At 65.2% G+C, this 2912-nt stretch carries 1 protein-coding gene and 3 pseudogenes; all 4 read right to left on the bottom strand.

Going from position 1 to position 2912, the window contains the following annotated elements; translation table 11 throughout:
* Positions 1-305 (bottom strand): annotated as a pseudogene (locus ABZS40_RS36525) (ABC transporter substrate-binding protein); the annotation flags it as partial.
* A gap of 611 nt (positions 306-916) precedes the next feature.
* Positions 917-1249 (bottom strand): annotated as a pseudogene (locus ABZS40_RS36520) (leucine zipper domain-containing protein); the annotation flags it as partial.
* Positions 1246-2427, bottom strand: a complete 1182-nt coding sequence (locus ABZS40_RS36515; RefSeq protein WP_354949295.1) for a Cmx/CmrA family chloramphenicol efflux MFS transporter — start codon at positions 2425-2427, stop codon at positions 1246-1248. The gene ABZS40_RS36515 and the pseudogene ABZS40_RS36520, both read right to left, overlap by 4 nt.
* 271 nt (positions 2428-2698) lie before the next feature.
* Positions 2699-2843, bottom strand: a pseudogene (locus tag ABZS40_RS36510) (transposase); the annotation flags it as partial.
* Between the last annotated feature and the right edge of the window lie 69 nt (positions 2844-2912).

Below are 2912 nucleotides of genomic sequence, written 5' to 3'. Positions count from 1 at the left end.
ATCTTGATCGTGAAGACCTTGGAGTCGGTGGTGTTGATGGACTCCGCCAGCGCGTTACGCGGGGCCCCACCGTCGTTCGGGTACTCGACCAGGCCAGTGAAAAGCCAGTCGATGACTCTTCCACCGCCGGTCTCCGTGGTGTTCGCCGGGACCAGCGGGTTCTCCGGCTGGACGCCGTGAACAACGATCGCACCGTCCGTGCTGGCGGCAGTGTCGTCACTGCCGCCGCTCGAGCAACCGCTCGCGACAAGCGCGACAGCCGCGCTGAGCGCGATGGCGCTCGTCGCCCGCTTCGAGACTCTCATTCCGAGGGGCCTCCTCTCTCTTGAAACCTGGTTCTGTCGTGGGTCTTACATACGTTGGGAGTGACTCCGCCCGACCATCCCAAGGCGCGAGTCGCCAAAACCGCAGGAAGGTCGGGACCCTGGTGCTTATGGATCCGCCAACGTTCATCTGGCGAGGTTGCTTGATTAACCGCCGGTGCAGAACAATATGAGCCTTACCATTCAAGTCGACGACATCCCGCATTCAGTTGTCGTGTGCCCGCTGCATGCCGTCGCCACGCGCGCTCACTCAACGGCCCGTGTCGTCGCGCTGCCGGTTGACGGAGCCAAGGTCGGCGGTGACCCGGGGCCGACCTTCGGGTGGGGGGTAGGGACTGTTCAAACAACGGCTGATTGACCGAATATCGGCCGGCGAGTTGGTGCGCATGTCGAGTAGCTCGGTGGCCTATCGGTGACCCCGGCGGCGGGCGAAGTCGCGCCCAGCACCGGCGGCGGGTCGGGCATCCGCCGGATCACCGTCACCGACACCGCCGAGCGATGCGCTACAGAGGTTGAAAGGCTGACGTCCGTCGGCGTGTCTACGTGATCTGGGTCGATGGGTTCGGTAGGCCGGCGTTTTCCAAGGCCGGTCGAGCCAGGTGTCTGGTGACCGTGCGGCGATGGATGCTGACGCCGATGGCGAATAGTTCATCGGTGAGCCGCTGGGCGGGCAACTTCTTCTCTCGTCGCCAGGTCTCGTTTCGCTCAATGACCTCTGGCGGTGTTGCATTCGGGCTGGAATGCAGGGTCGAGGGCCGGTCCTGGAGTCCGACTTCATCGTGGCGACGCCAGCAATTGACCCACTTGCTGGCGCAGGCCCGCGAGATCCCCATCTCGGCGGCGACATGAGCGATTGGCCAGGTTCGGCAGCGCTCGATGAGTCGTCGCCGTCCCTCGAAACTCACCGGAGCGTTCGCGTGGGTCATCGAATCGCCTGGCCGACGCGGGGTGCGATGAACCGCCGGAGCGGCAGGGCGATGAGCAGTGCGACCGTAGCCAGGAGGCCGCTGACCCACGCCGGGCCAAGGTCGCCGGCATTGGCCCCGAGGGTCGCTGCTGCAACGACGGGGCCGCCAGCGGCACCGATGTTGAGCGCCGCAGTCGCATACGACCCTCCCATGGTGGGGGCGCCTGCTGCCTCATAAAGCACCCTGGCGATCAGGGTGCTGCCCAACGCGAAGGAAAGCGTGCCCTGCACGAACACGAGGAGCAGAAGCGCCACCGGCTCGGCAGCCAGGGTCGCCAACGCGATCCAGCCGAGCAACAGCAACGGGCCACCGACTGCGATCACGATGCCGGGACGCTGATCGGAGAGCCGTCCCGCGAGGGTGACGCCGACGAAAGACCCAATACCAAAGAGCACCAACACGACCGAGACCCACAGCTCGCCCAGGCCGGCGGTGTCAGTCACGATCGGTGCCAGGAAGGTGAATGTGGCGAAGGTGGCAGCGTTGACGAGGGCACCGAGCAGCATGACCAGGGCCAGCCTGGGCATCGCGAGCTGGGCAATCTCGTTCCGAAGAGACGAGCCAGCCGGAGTGTCCCGAGGGGCTTTTCCGAGACGGGCCGGGATGCCCTTCATGACACCGAAGGCAGCGGGAAGGCAGAGCAGTGCGATCGCCCAGAAGGTTGCCCGCCAGCTAAGCACCGTGCCGAGGATTGCGCCGCCGGGAACTCCAGCGATGGTGGCCACCGTCGTACCCGAGAGCAACACCGCCAGCGCGCGCCCTTTCTGGTCAGATGCGACGAGCGTAGCCGCCGTGCTCAGTGCCACAGCCAGGAAGCCCGCGTTGGCCAGGGCTGCGATCACCCGGGTAATAAGCAGAACCGCGAAACTCGTCGTGAGGGCGCCTACGACGTGGGCCACGGCAAAAACCAGCACGAAGCACAGCAGGCTGGCCCTGACAGGCCACCAACGCGCAAGCGCCGCCATCAGCGGCGCGCCGACGATCATCCCGACGGCAAACGCCGAGGTCAGAAGCCCGGCGGCCCCGATCGACACGTCGAGGCTTACGGCGATGTCCGGCACCAAGCCGGCGAGCATGAACTCCGAGGTGCCCATGGCGAAGACCGCCACGGCAAGCAGGTATAGCGGTAGAGGCATCAAGAACTCCGAGGTGAGAGAACGAGGAGACGTCTCGTCACCGCGGCCAGCGCCCAAGGGTGCGCGCAAATGCCCATGCAGCGAAGGCTGCTGGGAAGCGGACTATGAACTCAATGGTTCAGGGGGCTGACGGCGTGACCGAAAGCCCCCACCTTGGATGCCTCAGGGCTCGACATGGCGCAAACACTACTCGAACCCGCCGGTCACCACGCAACCGGGTTTCGCCCGGGGCGCGTGTCGTCAAGCTTGTGCTCCACAACACGTAGCATTCCGGGATGTCCCGCCACGGCGCACCAACCCTGGTCCGCCACCTGATCCCATCAACGAGCTGCCGTTTTCTCCATGTCGGCGGCCGACCCGGTCTACGTCCCACCAGGCAGCAACGGTTCCTGGGCTTGACCCGTTTCGACGGACAGGGTCGTTGTGTTGATTTTAGTTAGGCGGCTTGGTCGATCGGTAGCGGTTGTGAGCTGGTGGCCTCGAAA

The sequence above is a fragment of the Micromonospora sp. NPDC005324 genome (assembly GCF_040607155.1).
Classification (GTDB): domain Bacteria; phylum Actinomycetota; class Actinomycetes; order Mycobacteriales; family Micromonosporaceae; genus Micromonospora; species Micromonospora trifolii.
The sequence above is the reverse complement of the archived record's forward strand: the minus strand, read 5'-3'. Positions and strand labels throughout refer to the sequence as shown.